Source organism: Pseudomonas sp. KB_12 (assembly GCF_052114545.1).
Classification (GTDB): domain Bacteria; phylum Pseudomonadota; class Gammaproteobacteria; order Pseudomonadales; family Pseudomonadaceae; genus Aquipseudomonas; species Aquipseudomonas brassicacearum.
In genome coordinates this window covers 37,711-52,032 of the sequence record NZ_JBFREY010000017.1, presented here as the reverse complement: position 1 = coordinate 52,032, position 14,322 = coordinate 37,711, and the positions used below count along the sequence as shown (strand labels likewise).

17 protein-coding genes are annotated in these 14,322 nt (G+C 60.7%); 16 read left to right on the top strand and 1 reads right to left on the bottom strand.

The genetic code is table 11. The features are described 5' to 3' along the window. The first annotated feature begins 1 nt into the window (after nt 1). The 5 genes from tgt to AB4Z20_RS15760 all read left to right on the top strand — a co-directional run bounded on the left by tgt (nt 2) and on the right by AB4Z20_RS15760 (nt 5,021). Nucleotides 2-1,117, top strand: a complete 1,116-nt coding sequence (gene tgt, locus AB4Z20_RS15780) for a tRNA guanosine(34) transglycosylase Tgt (RefSeq protein WP_161951757.1) — start codon at nt 2-4, stop codon at nt 1,115-1,117. 43 nt (nt 1,118-1,160) lie between these two features. After that, nucleotides 1,161-1,499, top strand: a complete 339-nt coding sequence (gene yajC, locus AB4Z20_RS15775; protein WP_003197982.1) for a preprotein translocase subunit YajC — start codon at nt 1,161-1,163, stop codon at nt 1,497-1,499. 63 nt (nt 1,500-1,562) lie between these two features. After that, complete coding sequence (gene secD, locus AB4Z20_RS15770) at nt 1,563-3,431, top strand: protein translocase subunit SecD (protein ID WP_214511308.1); 1,869 nt, start codon at nt 1,563-1,565, stop codon at nt 3,429-3,431. Between the two features lie 9 nt (nt 3,432-3,440). Continuing rightward, a complete protein-coding gene (gene secF, locus AB4Z20_RS15765; RefSeq protein WP_214511309.1) occupies nt 3,441-4,355 on the top strand; it encodes a protein translocase subunit SecF in 915 nt (304 codons plus the stop codon). A 117-nt stretch (nt 4,356-4,472) separates the two neighbouring features. After that, complete coding sequence (locus AB4Z20_RS15760) at nt 4,473-5,021, top strand: glycine zipper 2TM domain-containing protein (protein ID WP_003197986.1); 549 nt, start codon at nt 4,473-4,475, stop codon at nt 5,019-5,021. A 450-nt stretch (nt 5,022-5,471) separates the two neighbouring features. On the opposite strand, the gene suhB is transcribed toward AB4Z20_RS15760, so the two are convergent. Further along, nucleotides 5,472-6,290, bottom strand: coding sequence for a type III secretion system regulator SuhB (gene suhB / locus AB4Z20_RS15755; RefSeq protein ID WP_003185165.1), 819 nt, complete (start codon nt 6,288-6,290; stop codon nt 5,472-5,474). A gap of 144 nt (nt 6,291-6,434) precedes the next feature. Between suhB and trmJ the strand changes: the two genes are divergently transcribed. The 11 genes from trmJ (at nt 6,435) to ndk (ending at nt 14,301) form a co-directional block, all read left to right on the top strand. Continuing rightward, the gene (gene trmJ / locus AB4Z20_RS15750) at nt 6,435-7,205 is read left to right on the top strand and encodes a tRNA (cytosine(32)/uridine(32)-2'-O)-methyltransferase TrmJ (protein ID WP_442090193.1); all 771 of its coding nucleotides are present in this window, start codon (nt 6,435-6,437) and stop codon (nt 7,203-7,205) included. A gap of 1 nt (nt 7,206) precedes the next feature. Next, complete coding sequence (cysE, locus tag AB4Z20_RS15745) at nt 7,207-7,983, top strand: serine O-acetyltransferase (RefSeq protein WP_003197992.1); 777 nt, start codon at nt 7,207-7,209, stop codon at nt 7,981-7,983. 267 nt (nt 7,984-8,250) lie between these two features. Further along, nucleotides 8,251-8,742 (top strand): Fe-S cluster assembly transcriptional regulator IscR, encoded by a 492-nt coding sequence (gene iscR / locus AB4Z20_RS15740; protein ID WP_003185160.1) that lies wholly within the window; start codon nt 8,251-8,253, stop codon nt 8,740-8,742. A 50-nt stretch (nt 8,743-8,792) separates the two neighbouring features. Continuing rightward, a complete protein-coding gene (locus AB4Z20_RS15735; protein WP_214511310.1) occupies nt 8,793-10,007 on the top strand; it encodes an IscS subfamily cysteine desulfurase in 1,215 nt (404 codons plus the stop codon). Nucleotides 10,008-10,050: 43 nt separating this feature from the next. Beyond that, the gene (gene iscU, locus AB4Z20_RS15730) at nt 10,051-10,437 is read left to right on the top strand and encodes a Fe-S cluster assembly scaffold IscU (protein ID WP_003185157.1); all 387 of its coding nucleotides are present in this window, start codon (nt 10,051-10,053) and stop codon (nt 10,435-10,437) included. Nucleotides 10,438-10,461: 24 nt separating this feature from the next. After that, nucleotides 10,462-10,785, top strand: coding sequence for an iron-sulfur cluster assembly protein IscA (gene iscA, locus AB4Z20_RS15725; protein WP_003185155.1), 324 nt, complete (start codon nt 10,462-10,464; stop codon nt 10,783-10,785). Between the two features lie 8 nt (nt 10,786-10,793). Continuing rightward, nucleotides 10,794-11,315 (top strand): co-chaperone HscB, encoded by a 522-nt coding sequence (gene hscB, locus AB4Z20_RS15720; protein WP_214511311.1) that lies wholly within the window; start codon nt 10,794-10,796, stop codon nt 11,313-11,315. A gap of 50 nt (nt 11,316-11,365) precedes the next feature. Continuing rightward, nucleotides 11,366-13,228 (top strand): Fe-S protein assembly chaperone HscA, encoded by a 1,863-nt coding sequence (gene hscA, locus AB4Z20_RS15715; RefSeq protein ID WP_442090192.1) that lies wholly within the window; start codon nt 11,366-11,368, stop codon nt 13,226-13,228. 3 nt (nt 13,229-13,231) lie between these two features. Continuing rightward, on the top strand, nt 13,232-13,573 hold the full coding sequence (gene fdx / locus AB4Z20_RS15710; RefSeq protein ID WP_039592120.1) for an ISC system 2Fe-2S type ferredoxin: 342 nt from the start codon (nt 13,232-13,234) through the stop codon (nt 13,571-13,573). Nucleotides 13,574-13,586: 13 nt separating this feature from the next. Continuing rightward, nucleotides 13,587-13,787, top strand: a complete 201-nt coding sequence (iscX, locus tag AB4Z20_RS15705; RefSeq protein ID WP_003198004.1) for a Fe-S cluster assembly protein IscX — start codon at nt 13,587-13,589, stop codon at nt 13,785-13,787. An 88-nt stretch (nt 13,788-13,875) separates the two neighbouring features. Next, a complete protein-coding gene (gene ndk / locus AB4Z20_RS15700; RefSeq protein WP_063322853.1) occupies nt 13,876-14,301 on the top strand; it encodes a nucleoside-diphosphate kinase in 426 nt (141 codons plus the stop codon). Nucleotides 14,302-14,322 lie beyond the last annotated feature (21 nt).

Below are 14,322 nucleotides of genomic sequence, written 5' to 3'. Positions count from 1 at the left end.
CATGTCCTTCGAGTTGCTCGCCACCGATGGCAAGGCTCGTCGCGGTCGTCTGACCTTCCCCCGCGGTACCGTGGAAACCCCTGCGTTCATGCCGGTGGGCACCTACGGCACGGTCAAGGGCATGCTGCCGCGTGACATCGAGGCGATTGGCGCGGAAATCATCCTCGGTAATACCTTCCACCTGTGGCTGCGCCCGGGCATGGAAGTGATCAAGGCTCACGGCGACCTGCACGATTTTATGCAGTGGAAAGGCCCGATCCTGACCGACTCCGGCGGCTTCCAGGTGTTCAGCCTGGGCGCGATGCGCAAGATCAAGGAGGAGGGCGTGACCTTCGCTTCTCCTGTGGACGGTTCCAAGGTGTTCATGGGGCCGGAAGAGTCGATGCAGGTGCAACGCGACCTGGGCTCGGACATCGTGATGATCTTCGACGAATGCACGCCGTACCCGGCCGATGAAGACGTGGCGCGGGTGTCCATGGAGCTGTCGTTGCGCTGGGCCCAGCGCTCGAAGAACGCCCATGGCGAGAACACCGCGGCGCTGTTCGGCATTGTGCAGGGCGGCATGCACCGCGACCTGCGCATGCGCTCGCTCGAAGGCCTGGACAAGATCGGCTTTGACGGCCTGGCGATTGGCGGCCTGTCGGTGGGCGAGCCCAAGCACGAGATGATCAAGGTGCTCGATTACCTGCCGGGCGAAATGCCGGCTGACAAACCTCGTTACCTTATGGGCGTTGGCAAACCGGAAGATCTGGTTGAGGGTGTGCGCCGCGGTGTGGACATGTTCGATTGCGTGATGCCAACCCGTAATGCCCGCAATGGGCATCTGTTCATCGACACTGGTGTGCTGAAGATCCGTAACGCGTTCCATCGCCATGATGATTCGCCGCTGGATCCGACCTGCGATTGCTACACCTGCCAGAACTTCTCCCGCGCTTATCTGCATCATTTGGACAAGTGCGGCGAAATGCTCGGCAGTATGCTCAATACCATCCACAATTTGCGCCATTACCAGGTGCTTATGGCTGGTTTGCGCGAGGCTATTCAACAGGGTACATTGGCCGCCTTTGTCGAGGCCTTCTATGCCAAGCGCGGGTTGCCTGTACCGCCCTTGGACTGAGTTTTCCGATCCCTAGATTCAATACTTGCAACTGGAGTGCTAAATGAGCTTTTTTATCTCTAATGCCATGGCTGACGCGGCTGCACCTGCTGCTGCCGGCCCTATGGGCGGCGGTTTCGAGTGGATTTTCCTGGTCGGCTTCCTGGTCATCTTCTACCTGATGATCTGGCGTCCACAGGCCAAGCGCGCCAAAGAGCAGAAGAACCTGCTGAGCAACTTGCAGAAGGGCGATGAAGTGGTCACCACCGGCGGCATCGCAGGCAAGATCACCAAAGTGGCCGATGACTTCGTGGTACTGGAAGTGTCCGACACTGTTGAAATGAAGTTCCAGAAGGGCGCTATCGCGGCCACGCTGCCAAAGGGCACGCTGAAAGCGATCTAAGTAACAACTTCTATTCAATCGACGGGGCGCGCAAGGCGCCCCGCGTCATAAGCGGGCGGCGTGATGCTGAACAAATACCCTCTGTGGAAATATGTACTGATCCTGGCGGTGCTGGCGGTCGGTCTGATTTATTCCGCTCCCAATCTATACCCGGATGACCCGGCCATTCAGGTCAGTGGCGCAAGCACTGCGCTGCAGGTCACCCAGGCCGATCTGGACCGTGCGAGCGCTGCGCTCAAAGCGTCCAATATCGACGTCAAGGCTGCGTCCCTCGCCGAAAACGGCAAGGGCGGCCTGTTGCGTCTGGCCAAGGCCGAAGACCAACTGCCAGCCAAGGACGTGGTGCGCAAGGCGTTGGGCGACGATTACGTTGTGGCCCTGAACCTGGCCCAGACCACCCCGCAATGGCTGCGCAAGCTCGGCGCGCATCCGATGAAGCTGGGTCTGGACTTGTCCGGTGGTGTGCACTTCCTGCTGGAAGTGGACATGGAAAAAGCCCTCGACGCGCGGATGAAAGTCTACGAAGGCGACGTCAAGAGCTTGCTGCGTAAAGAGCGCGTGCGTTATCGCAGCCTGCCGCAACTCGACGGTGCCATTCAGCTGGGCTTCAGCGATACCGATACCCGCGAGCAGGCTCGTGCGCTGATCCGCAAGAACTTCAATGATTTCGACGTTGTGCCGGCCGACCTCAATGGGCAGGCAGTGCTGCGTCTGGCGATGACCCCGGCCAAGCTGGCGGAAATCCGCGAATACTCCATCAAGCAGAACTTGACCACGGTGCGTAACCGCGTCAACGAGCTGGGTGTGGCCGAGCCGATCGTGCAGCGCCAGGGCGCCAACCGCATCGTGGTTGAGCTGCCAGGCGTGCAGGACACTGCCGAAGCCAAGCGTATCCTCGGCAAGACTGCCAACCTGGAATTCCGCCTGGCCGCTGAGCCGGGTGCTTCCAAGGCCACTTCCGAGAGCTTCGAGTTCCGCGAGGGCAATCGTCCGGCGGCGCAGATCGAGCGTGGCCTGATCATCACCGGTGACCAGGTGACGGACGCCAAGGCGGGCTTCGACGAGCAGGGTCGCCCTCAGGTGAACATTCGCCTGGACGGCCATGGTGGCGAGCTGATGAACCGCGCTACGCGCAGTAACGTCGGTCGCAGCATGGCGGTGATCTTCATCGAGCAGAAGCCGACCACCACTTACACCAAGCAAGTGGTCAACGGCGTCGAGAAAGACGTCGCGGTGCAGACCTTCAAGGAAGAGAAAAAGATCATCAGCCTGGCGACCATCCAGTCGCCACTGGGCAGCCAGTTCCGCATCACCGGCCTGAACGGCCAGGGTGAATCCTCGGAACTGGCCCTGCTGCTGCGTGCCGGTGGTCTGGCCGCGCCAATGTACTTCGCTGAAGAGCGCACCATTGGCCCGAGCCTGGGTGCCGACAACATCACCAAGGGTATCGATGCTTCGCTGTGGGGCATGCTGTTCGTGTCGCTGTTCATCATGGCCATCTACCGTTTCTTCGGCATCATCGCCACCGTCGCGCTGGCGGTGAACATGGTGATGCTGCTGGCCCTGATGTCGCTGCTGGGCGCCACGCTGACCCTGCCGGGTATCGCCGGTATCGTGTTGACCATGGGTATGGCGGTGGACGCCAACGTGCTGATCTTCTCGCGGATACGTGAAGAGATCGCCGCGGGCATGACGATTCAACGGGCAATCAACGAAGGCTTCGGCCGGGCATTCACCGCGATCCTCGACGCCAACCTGACCACGTTGCTGGTCGGCGGGATTCTCTTCGCCATGGGCACCGGCCCGGTCAAGGGCTTCGCAGTGACCATGTCCCTCGGGATCTTTACCTCGATGTTCACGGCCATCATGGTGACCCGCGCAATGGTCAACCTGATCTTTGGCGGTCGTGACTTCAAGAAGTTGTGGATTTAAGGGGCTGCCATGTTACGTACAATCAACTTCATGGGCGTTCGCAACATTGCGTTCGGCGTCACATTGTTCCTTACCGTACTGGCGTTGTTCAGCTGGTTCCACAAGGGTCTGAACTACGGCCTGGACTTCACCGGCGGTACGCTCATCGAGCTGACCTACGAGCGTCCGGCCGACGTCACCAAGGTGCGTGAGCAACTGGCGTCGTCGGGCTACAGCGATGCCATCGTGCAGAGCTTCGGTGCGACTACGGACCTGCTGGTGCGCATGCCGGGTGCAGACCCGCAGCTGGGTCACCAGGTGGCCGAGGCCTTGCAGAAGGCCGGCGGCGACAACCCGGCCCAGGTCAAGCGCGTCGAGTTCGTCGGCCCGCAAGTGGGTGAAGAGCTGCGCGACCAGGGCGGCCTCGGCATGCTGATGGCGCTGGGCGGCATCCTGATCTACCTGGCCTTCCGCTTTCAGTGGAAGTTCGCGGTGGGCGCGATTGTCTCGCTGATCCACGACGTGATCGTGACCGTGGGCATCCTGTCGTTCTTCCAGATCACCTTCGATTTGACGGTGCTGGCGGCAGTGTTGGCGATCATCGGTTACTCGCTCAACGACACCATCGTGGTGTTCGACCGGGTGCGTGAGAACTTCCGTGTGCTGCGCAAAGCGTCCTTGATCGAGAACATCAACATCTCGACCACCCAGACCCTGCTGCGGACCATGGCGACGTCGATCTCCACCTTGCTGGCGATTGCTGCGTTGTTGTTCTTTGGTGGCGACAACCTGTTCGGTTTCTCCATTGCGCTGTTTGTCGGTGTGTTGGCGGGTACTTACTCGTCGATCTACATCGCCAACGTGGTGCTGATCTGGCTGAACCTGAGCACCGAGGACCTGATTCCTCCTGCGGCCACCGAAACGGAAGTGGACGACCGCCCGTAAGGCTCCGGTTTTCACCCGTCACTGCTGAAAAGGCGCGAGTTGAACTCGCGCCTTTTTTTATGCTCCAAGGCTGGGAGAAGCGCGGATTAATCCGCTTGTGATGGTCAGGAGGTTCAAGTGAACAAATCGATGCTGGTTGGTGCGGTATTGGGTGCTGTCGGTGTAACAGCCGGTGGTGCGGTCGCCACCTACAGCTTGGTAAAAAGTGGTCCTGAGTATGCGCAAGTATTGGCCGTGGAGCCGGTCAAGACCCAAATCAAGACCCCGCGTGAAGTGTGCAAGGACGTCACCGTGACTCGGCAGAAGCCAGTCCAGGACCAGCACCAGATCGCCGGTACCGTCCTGGGTGCCGTAGCCGGTGGCCTGCTGGGCAACCAGATCGGCGGCGGCACCGGTAAGAAAATCGCCACCGTGGCGGGTGCGGCCGGTGGTGGTTATGCCGGTAACAAGATTCAGGAAGGCATGCAGGAACGCGACACCTACACCACCACCCAGACTCGCTGCAACACGGTCAATGACATCAGCGACAAGGTGGTCGGCTACGACGTTCGCTACATGCTCGACGGCAAAGAAGGCAAAGTCCGCATGGACCGCGACCCGGGCAACCAGATCCCGGTGAACAAGGAAGGCCAACTGATCCTGGGCCAGAACGAACCGGCCCAGTGATCCAACCGCTATGAAAGAAGCACCCTTCGGGGTGCTTTTTTTGTGCCCGCATTTCATGCCCCACCTCAACCCCCCCTGTGGGAGCGAGCTTGCTCGCGATAGCGGTGGGTCGGCTTTCAAGGATGTTGAATGTGCCGGCCTCTTCGCGAGCAAGCTCGCTCCCACAGTGGATCTCCAGTGGATATAAACCTGTGCCCGACCCCAAGTCCCTTGTGGGAGCGAGCTTGCTCGCGATAGCGGTGGGTCAGCTTGCATCAATGTTCAGGGTGTCATCCATTGTGGCGAGGGAGCTTGCTCCCGCTCGGTTGCGCAGCGACCGCAAGATCTTGGGTCTGCTGCGCAGCCCAGCGGGAGCAAGCTCCCTCGCCACAGTGTCCACATCTGAGCTGGGTGGTGTGAGGCAGGCATAAAAAAAGCACCCCGAAGGGTGCTTTTTCTGTAGCCGGTTGCTTAGCGCTTCAGCGAAGCCGGCAGGTGCGGCTGGATGGCGGTGAGCACAGCCTTGAAGCATTTGGTGTTGCCGGCAACGATGTGGCCTTTTTCAAGGAAGTCGTGGCCGCCGGTGAAGTCGCTCACCAAGCCACCGGCTTCCTGGATCAGCAGGGCGCCAGCAGCCATGTCCCATTCGGACAGGCCCGATTCCCAGAACGCATCGAAACGGCCAGCGGCCACATAAGCCAGGTCCAGGCTCGCAGCGCCGGCGCGGCGGATGCCGGCGGTCTGGCCGACCAGGGCGCGGAACATGCCCAGGTAGTTGTCCAGGTTGTCCATCTGGTCATCGCGGAACGGGAAGCCGGTACCCAGCAGGGCGCCGTCCAGGCTGGTGCGGCCGCTGACGCGCAGGCGACGACCGTTCAGTTGGGCGCCACGGCCACGGCTGGCGGTGAATTCTTCCTGGCGAACCGGGTCCAGCACAACGGCGTGTTCCAGGCGACCACGGTATTTGCAGGCGATGCTGACAGCGAAGTGAGGAATGCCGCGCAGGAAGTTGGTGGTGCCGTCCAGCGGATCGATGATCCACAGGTACTCTTCGCCTTCGATGCCAGTACCGGCGTGCATGCCGGTCTCTTCACCGAGGATGGAGTGGTTTGGGTAAGCCTTGCGCAGGGCGTCGACGATCTTTTGCTCGGCGGCGCGATCAACCTCGGACACGTAGTCCTTGGCGTCTTTTTCATCGACCTTGATGGTATCCAGGCGCTCGATGGAGCGGAAGATCAGTTCACTGGCGCTGCGGGCGGCGCGCAGCGCGATATTCAGCATGGGCTGCATGGATGTGTCACCTAAGGTTGTTAAAGAAAGCCGCGCATTCTATCAGAAAGTTTTCTCAGGAGAAGGTTGGTGTTCGCTTTCATAGCTTAACGGTAGGTGCTTATGTAAGATTTGCTCCCTTTATCGTGTTCGAGAGCGCCTCCCTTGTTGCAGAACATTCGTGTCGTCCTGGTCAATACCAGCCATCCGGGTAACATCGGCGGAGCTGCGCGGGCCATGAAGAACATGGGCCTGTCGCGCCTGGTGCTGGTCGAACCGCGCTTGTTTCCCCATCACGAAGCCGACGCCCGGGCCTCCGGCGCCGGGGACATCCTCGCCAACGCGCAGGTCGTCGCCACCCTGGAAGACGCCCTGGTGGGGTGCAACCTGGTGCTCGGCACCAGCGCCCGCGACCGGCGTATCCCCTGGCCGCTGCTCGACCCCCGCGAATGCGGCAGCAAAGTGGTCGAGGAAGCCGCGCAAGGCTTTGAGATCGCCCTGGTGTTCGGCCGTGAAGACTCCGGCCTGACCAATGACGAGCTGCAGCGATGTCACTTTCACGTGCATATCCCTTCCGACCCCGAGTTCAGTTCCTTGAACCTGGGGGCGGCGGTGCAGGTGTTGAGCTATGAAGTGCGCATGGCTTGGCTGGCAGCCGAAGGCAAGCCCAGCAAAGTCGAAAAAACCGAGGTCACGTCGCCGCGCAGTGAGACACTGGCGACCATGGACGAGCTGGAACGGTTCTTTGAACACCTGGAGCAGACCCTGGTGGACATCGAATTCCTCGACCCGGAAAAGCCGCGACACTTGATGGCGCGCCTGCGTCGGTTGTACGGACGAAGCTCGGTCAGCCGGGCGGAGATGAATATATTGCGCGGCATCCTCACGGAAACCCAGAAAGCGGCCCGTGGCGAGCTGATTAAGCGGAAGAAATAAAATGTTCGAACGTTTGCGTGAAGATATCCAAAGTGTTTTCCATCGTGACCCGGCGGCGCGCAATGCCTTTGAAGTGCTGACCTGCTACCCAGGGATGCACGCCATCTGGATCCACCGCCTGTCCGGCGCCTTGTGGAACATGGGTTGGAAGTGGCTGGCGCGGCTGGTCTCGAACTTCGGGCGCTGGCTGACCGGGATCGAGATTCACCCTGGCGCCAAGGTCGGTCGCCGCTTCTTCATCGACCACGGCATGGGCATCGTCATCGGCGAAACCGCCGAGATCGGCGACGACGTGACCCTGTACCAGGGCGTGACCCTCGGCGGCACCAGTTGGAACAAAGGCAAGCGCCACCCGACCCTGGAAGACGGCGTGGTGGTGGGGGCCGGTGCCAAGGTGCTCGGGCCGTTCACGGTAGGGGCGGGGGCGAAGGTCGGCTCCAACGCCGTGGTAACCAAGGCCGTGCCGCCTGGCGCGACCGTGGTGGGTATTCCGGGGCGGATCATCGTCAAGTCCGATGACGAGCAGGACGCCCGCCGCAAGGCCATGGCCGAGAAGATTGGCTTCGACGCCTACGGTGTCGGCGAAGACATGCCCGACCCGGTCGCCCGCGCCATCAACCAGTTGCTCGATCACCTGCAGGCCGTCGATGGGCGCCTGGAGGGGATGTGCGGCGCCCTGAAGGACCTGGGCAGTAATTACTGTGCCAAGGACCTGCCTGAACTGCGCGAGGAAGATTTTGCGTGTGTGAAGGACAAGGATGAGACCCAGGCTAGCTGAAACCCTGCTGGCCTCATCGCGAGCAAGCTCGCTCCCACAGGGGGTCTGGGGTGTACACGAATTGTGCATCCACCACCCCCCCTTGTGGGAGCGAGCTTGCTCGCGATAAACGATAACGCGGTATAGCTGGTCGCCGCCGACCAGCCTTTGTTATGATGCGCGCGCTCTTTCGCGGGTAAACCCGAGTAAAGCACTAGGTCTTATACTTGACTTAAATACTCGGGAATTGCATACTCGCCCCCATTCCGAACTCCGTGGTAATTGTCCATGCGACTGACTACAAAAGGCCGATACGCCGTGACCGCAATGCTGGATCTGGCATTGCATGCGCAGCACGGGCCGGTGTCCCTGGCCGATATCTCCGAGCGCCAGGGCATTTCCCTGTCCTACCTTGAACAGCTGTTCGCCAAGCTGCGCCGCAGCAACCTGGTTTCCAGCGTTCGCGGCCCAGGCGGCGGCTACCAGCTGTCGCGCGACATGCAGGGCATCCAGGTCGCCCAGGTGATCGATGCGGTGAACGAATCGGTCGATGCGACCAAATGCCAGGGCCTTGGCGACTGCCATGGCGGCGATACTTGCCTGACCCACCACTTGTGGTGCGACCTCAGCCTGCAGATTCACGAATTTCTAAGCGGTATCAGCTTGGCTGACCTTGTAACTCGCCGTGAGGTGCAAGAAGTAGCCCAGCGTCAGGACCAGCGCCGTTGCAATAGCAAGGCGCCGCACCTGGACAAGATTGAAGCGTCCGCCGTCGAATGACTGCCGTAGAGCACGCGGAACGCCAGCCAGCCTGATTTAGGAGAAAGTCCATGAAATTGCCGATTTACCTTGATTACTCTGCGACCACCCCGGTTGATCCGCGTGTTGCGCAAAAAATGAGTGAATGCCTGCTGGTCGACGGAAACTTCGGTAACCCGGCGTCCCGTTCCCACGTGTTTGGCTGGAAGGCCGAAGAGTCGGTCGAAAACGCCCGTCGCCAGGTCGCTGACCTGGTCAACGCCGACCCGCGTGAAATCGTCTGGACCTCCGGTGCTACTGAATCCGACAACCTGGCAATCAAGGGCGTCGCGCATTTCTATCACACCAAGGGCAAGCACCTGATCACCTCCAAGATCGAGCACAAGGCTGTCCTGGACACCATGCGCCAACTGGAGCGTGAAGGCTTCGAAGTCACCTACATCGAGCCAGGTGAAGACGGCATCATCACTCCAGCCATGGTCGAAGCCGCTCTGCGCGACGACACCATCCTGGTTTCGATCATGCACGTGAACAACGAAATCGGCACCGTCAACGACATCGCCGCCATCGGCGAGCTGACCCGCTCCAAGGGCGTCCTGTTCCACGTCGACGGCGCGCAGTCCACCGGCAAGGTCGACATCGACCTGTCCAAGCTGAAAGTCGACCTGATGTCGTTCTCGGCCCACAAGACCTACGGCCCTAAAGGCATCGGCGCCCTGTACGTCAGCCGCAAGCCGCGTGTTCGCATCGAAGCGACCATGCACGGCGGCGGTCACGAGCGTGGCATGCGTTCCGGTACCCTGGCGACCCACCAGATCGTCGGCATGGGTGAAGCCTTCCGTGTAGCCAAGGAAGACATGGCTGCCGAGAACGTGCGCATCAAGGCCCTGAGCGACCGCTTCTTCAAGCAGGTCGAGCACCTGGAAGAGCTCTACGTCAACGGCAGCATGATCGCCCGCGTACCGCACAACCTGAACCTGAGCTTCAACTATGTTGAAGGCGAGTCGCTGATCATGGCACTCAAGGATCTGGCCGTGTCGTCCGGTTCGGCGTGCACCTCGGCATCGCTTGAGCCTTCGTACGTGCTGCGCGCCCTGGGCCGCAACGACGAACTGGCCCACAGTTCGATCCGCTTCACCTTCGGCCGCTTCACCACCGAAGAAGAAATCGATTACGCCGCGCAGAAAGTCTGCGAGGCCGTTACCAAGCTGCGCGCTCTGTCGCCGCTGTGGGACATGTACAAAGACGGCGTCGACATTTCGAAAATCGAGTGGGCGGCGCACTGAAGAAGTCGCCACCAGAGCGACTCACTGATGAGGATTGAAGCAAATGGCATATAGCGAAAAGGTCATCGACCACTACGAGAACCCGCGCAACGTCGGCAAGATGGACGCGCAGGATCCTGATGTCGGCACCGGCATGGTCGGCGCCCCGGCGTGCGGCGACGTGATGCGCCTGCAGATCAAGGTCAACGAGCAAGGCATCATCGAAGATGCCAAGTTCAAGACCTATGGCTGCGGTTCCGCCATCGCGTCCAGCTCCCTGGCCACCGAGTGGATGAAGGGCAAGACCCTTGATGAAGCCGAAACCATCAAGAACACCCAGCTGGCCGAAGAACTGGCCCTGCCGCCAGTGAAGATCCACTGCTCGGTACTCGCCGAAGACGCCATCAAGGCCGCCGTTCGCGATTACAAGCAGAAGAAAGGCTTGATCTGATCCGCGCATTGGTAAGGAGTTTTCATGGCTATCCAGATGACAGAAGCGGCAGCTAACCATATCCAGCGCTCACTTGCGGGGCGCGGCAAGGGCGAGGGTATCCGCCTGGGTGTTCGCACCACGGGCTGTTCTGGCCTCGCCTATGTACTGGAATTCGTCGACGAAGTGGGCGAAGACGATCAGGTGTTCGAGAGTCATGGTCAGAAAGTGATCATCGACCCCAAGAGCCTGACGTACCTGGACGGCACCGAACTGGATTTCGTCAAGGAAGGGTTGAACGAAGGCTTCAAGTTCAACAACCCCAACGTGCGCGGTGAATGTGGCTGCGGCGAAAGCTTCAACATCTGAGGCGGCTTGTGGGTACTCCTTGTCATTTTGCGTTGTTCCAGATGCAGCCTGCGTTCCAGCTGGATCTCGAGCAGTTGTCCGCGCGTTACCTTGAATTGGCCCGTGGCGTCCATCCCGACCGCTTTGCCGATGCTTCCGAGGCGGAGCAACGGCGGGCGCTCGAGCAGTCGGCGAACCTCAACGAGGCTTACCAGACGCTCAAGCTCCCGGCCAAGCGCGCGCGTTACCTGCTCGCCATCAGCGGTCATGAGTTACCGCTGGAGGTCACGGTCCATGATCCCGAGTTTCTTTTGCAGCAGATGCAGTGGCGCGAAGAACTCGAGGACCTGCAGGACAGCGCCGACCTGGCCGGTGTCGCGGTATTCAAGCGTCGCTTGAAAGACGCCCAGCAAACACTGAACGAAAGCTTCGCAGCCTGCTGGAACGATGCCGCGCAACGCGAACAGGCCGAACGCCTGATGCGGCGCATGCAGTTCCTCGACAAGCTCACCTACGAAGTGCGCCAGCTCGAAGAGCGCCTCGACGATTAACCCAGTGCCGCTCCGGTCGCACGCCTGATTACAGATAAGTCCTGATTACGATGGCCCTACTGCAGATCGCCGAACCCGGCCAAAGTCCACAACCGCACCAGCGTCGCCTGGCTGTCGGGATCGACTTGGGTACCACCAATTCCCTGGTCGCTGCCTTGCGCAGCGGTCTTTCCGAACCGCTGGCCGACGAGCAGGGGCGGGTGATCCTGCCGTCCGCCGTGCGCTATCACGCTGATCGCGTTGAAGTGGGTGAGTCGGCCAAGCTGGCCGCCGCCACCGATCCGTTGAACACCATCGTCTCGGTCAAGCGCTTGATGGGTCGTGGTCTGTCCGACGTCAAGCAACTGGGCGACCAACTGCCGTACCGCTTCGTCGGTGGCGAATCCCACATGCCGTTCATCGAAACCGTACAGGGCCCGAAAAGCCCGGTAGAGGTTTCCGCCGACATCCTCAAGGTCCTGCGCCAGCGCGCCGAAGCGGCATTGGGCGGTGAATTGGTGGGTGCGGTCATCACCGTGCCGGCCTATTTCGATGACGCCCAGCGCCAAGCCACCAAGGACGCGGCCAAGCTCGCGGGCCTGAACGTGCTGCGCCTGCTCAACGAGCCGACGGCTGCTGCGGTCGCGTATGGCCTGGACCAGCATGCCGAAGGCCTGGTCGCCATCTACGACTTGGGTGGCGGTACTTTCGATATTTCGATCCTGCGCCTGACCGGCGGTGTCTTCGAAGTCCTGGCCACCGGTGGCGACAGCGCCCTGGGCGGCGATGACTTCGACCATGCCATCGCCGGCTGGATCATCGAGCAAGCGGGTTTGTCCGCCGACCTCGACCCGGGTGCGCAACGTCATCTGCTGCAAACCGCCTGCGCGGCCAAGGAAGCCTTGACCGACGCCGCCACGGTTGAAGTCGCTTATGGCGACTGGAAAGCCGCGCTGACCCGCGAAGCCTTCGATGCCCTGATCGAACCCATGGTCGCTCGCAGCCTCAAGGCCTGCCGCCGTGCCGTGCGCGATTCCGGCGTGGAGCTCGAAGGCGTCAAGGCCGTGGTCATGGTCGGTGGTTCGACCCGCGTACCTCGTGTTCGCGAAGCCGTTGCCGAGGCCTTTGGCCGCCAGCCGCTGACTGAAATCGACCCGGACCAGGTGGTTGCCATCGGCGCCGCGATCCAGGCCGATACCCTGGCTGGCAACAAGCGCGATGGCGGCGAACTGCTGCTGCTCGACGTGATTCCGTTGTCCCTGGGGCTGGAAACCATGGGCGGCCTGATGGAGAAGGTGATTCCGCGTAACACCACCATCCCGGTTGCTCGCGCCCAGGACTTCACCACCTATAAAGACGGCCAGTCGGCCATGATGGTCCACGTGCTGCAAGGCGAGCGTGAGCTGATCAGCGACTGCCGCTCCCTGGCTCGCTTCGAATTGCGCGGCATCCCGCCGATGGTGGCGGGCGCGGCGAAGATTCGCGTGACCTTCCAGGTCGACGCCGATGGCTTGCTCAACGTCTCCGCCCGCGAACTGGGTTCAGGCGTGGAGGCGAGCATCCAGGTCAAGCCGTCCTACGGCCTGACCGACGGCGAAATCGCCAAGATGCTCAAGGATTCCTTCCAGCATGCCAGCGACGACAAGGTAGCGCGTGTGCTGCGCGAGCAACAGGTCGACGCCCAGCGCCTGGTCGAAGCCGTGCAAGCCGCCCTCGAAGCCGACGGCGAGCGTTTGCTCGACGCTGAAGAGCGCATGGTCATCGAGCTGCAGATGCAGGAACTGTCCGAATTGATCAAAGGCACCGATGGTTATGCCATCGAGCAGCAGACCAAGCGTCTGTCGCACGTCACCGACGCCTTTGCTGCCCGCCGCCTGGACTCGACGGTGAAAGCCGCCCTGGCGGGGCGCAACCTGAATGAAATCGAGGAATAACTGATGCCGCAGGTGATTTTTCTGCCCCACGAGAAGTTCTGTCCGGAGGGCATGGTCGTGGAGGCTGAGCCGGGAATCTCCATTCTCGAGCTGGCCCATGAGCACCATATCGAGATAGAGAGTGCCTGTGGTGGCGTCTGCGCTTGCACGACGTGTCATTGCATCATTCGTGAGGGCTTCGATTCGCTGGAAGAGGCTGACGAGTTGGAAGAAGATTTCCTCGATCGGGCCTGGGGCCTGGAAGCGCAATCGCGCCTGAGCTGCCAAGCCATCGTCGGCACCGAAGACCTGACCGTCGAAATCCCGAAATATTCGCTTAACCATGCGGCCGAAGCGCCGCACTGATGGTGACACTGTCATGAGCTATGGTTGGAATGATGTACAACGCATCGCAGAAGAACTGGCCGAAGCCAAGCCGGACGTGGATCCGCTGAAGGTCAATTTCGTCGATCTGCAGCACTGGATCATGGAGCTTCCCGGTTTCGACAGTACCTCTGGCCGTTGTGGCGAGAAGGTCTTGGAAGCGGTCCAGGCGCTCTGGATCGAAGAAATCGACTGATCGACCTGGCAGGTTAGGCAATACCCCTGAACCCGCGTATAATTCGCGGGTTTAATTTTTCGCAAATTACCGTTTCTGGAGTTACACCATGGCTGTTCAACGTACTTTCTCCATCATCAAGCCTGACGCCGTTGCTAAAAACGTGATCGGCAAGATCGTTACCCGCTTCGAAGACGCTGGCCTGCGCGTTGTAGCTTCGAAAATGAAGCAACTGTCCAAAGCCGAAGCCGAAGGCTTCTACGCTGAGCACAGCGAGCGCGGTTTCTTCGGTGAGCTGGTTGCTTTCATGACTTCCGGTCCGGTTGTCGTTCAGGTACTGGAAGGCGAAAACGCTATCGCTCGCAACCGTGAGCTGATGGGCGCTACCAACCCTAAAGAAGCTGCTGCTGGCACCATCCGTGCTGACTTCGCTGAGTCCATCGACGCCAACGCCGTTCACGGTTCGGACTCCGAAGCCGCTGCTGCTCGCGAAATCGCTTACTTTTTCGCTGCTACTGAAGTAACCACTCGCTAAGCATTGGCTTAAGAGTGAAGG

Excerpts from the sequence above, each read along its gene's own strand:
- iscX (WP_003198004.1), top strand. The coding sequence starts at position 13,587 with ATGAGCTATGGTTGGAATGATGTACAACGCATCGCAGAAGAACTGGCC.
- AB4Z20_RS15735 (WP_214511310.1), top strand. The coding sequence starts at position 8,793 with ATGAAATTGCCGATTTACCTTGATTACTCTGCGACCACCCCGGTTGAT.
- secD (WP_214511308.1), top strand. The coding sequence starts at position 1,563 with ATGCTGAACAAATACCCTCTGTGGAAATATGTACTGATCCTGGCGGTG.
- fdx (WP_039592120.1), top strand. The coding sequence starts at position 13,232 with ATGCCGCAGGTGATTTTTCTGCCCCACGAGAAGTTCTGTCCGGAGGGC.
- secF (WP_214511309.1), top strand. The coding sequence starts at position 3,441 with ATGTTACGTACAATCAACTTCATGGGCGTTCGCAACATTGCGTTCGGC.
- iscR (WP_003185160.1), top strand. The coding sequence starts at position 8,251 with ATGCGACTGACTACAAAAGGCCGATACGCCGTGACCGCAATGCTGGAT.
- iscU (WP_003185157.1), top strand. The coding sequence starts at position 10,051 with ATGGCATATAGCGAAAAGGTCATCGACCACTACGAGAACCCGCGCAAC.
- ndk (WP_063322853.1), top strand. The coding sequence starts at position 13,876 with ATGGCTGTTCAACGTACTTTCTCCATCATCAAGCCTGACGCCGTTGCT.
- iscA (WP_003185155.1), top strand. The coding sequence starts at position 10,462 with ATGGCTATCCAGATGACAGAAGCGGCAGCTAACCATATCCAGCGCTCA.
- suhB (WP_003185165.1), bottom strand. The coding sequence starts at position 6,290 with ATGCAGCCCATGCTGAATATCGCGCTGCGCGCCGCCCGCAGCGCCAGT.
- tgt (WP_161951757.1), top strand. The coding sequence starts at position 2 with ATGTCCTTCGAGTTGCTCGCCACCGATGGCAAGGCTCGTCGCGGTCGT.
- hscA (WP_442090192.1), top strand. The coding sequence starts at position 11,366 with ATGGCCCTACTGCAGATCGCCGAACCCGGCCAAAGTCCACAACCGCAC.
- yajC (WP_003197982.1), top strand. The coding sequence starts at position 1,161 with ATGAGCTTTTTTATCTCTAATGCCATGGCTGACGCGGCTGCACCTGCT.
- cysE (WP_003197992.1), top strand. The coding sequence starts at position 7,207 with ATGTTCGAACGTTTGCGTGAAGATATCCAAAGTGTTTTCCATCGTGAC.